Here is a 302-nt window from a genome sequence, read left to right on the forward strand (position 1 = left end):
TTAAACTCCCCTGATTATATTACTTTTCGCTTTTACGGTAAAGGTTATCTATTGTTAGGCTAGAATTTTCTATTGCTTTATTTGTATAAACTTGGGAACTGATCGCTAAATATGCCTAACCATAGCCGTTCATCAGGGCAGATTCTGCGTTAAAACTGCCCTTCGGTATAATGCCATACCTGCACTGCTACTGGTAAACGGGCAGATACACATAAAAGGTTGAGCCTTTCCCAGGTTGGCTGCTTACGGAAATAGCCCCGCCATGGCTTTCTACGACCCGCTGACAAATCGCCAMCCMGATG

The 302-nt window shown here is 43.7% G+C and carries 1 protein-coding gene; it reads right to left on the reverse strand.

The window, feature by feature from the left end:
• Positions 1 to 187: 187 nt before the first annotated feature.
• Positions 188 to 301 (reverse strand): ATP-binding protein, encoded by a 114-nt coding sequence (locus tag BWI97_RS26820; RefSeq protein ID WP_369826686.1) that lies wholly within the window; start codon positions 299 to 301, stop codon positions 188 to 190.
• Position 302 lies beyond the last annotated feature (1 nt).

Origin of the sequence: Siphonobacter sp. BAB-5405, from assembly GCF_002872335.1 — a bacterium.
Lineage (GTDB): Bacteria > Bacteroidota > Bacteroidia > Cytophagales > Spirosomataceae > Siphonobacter.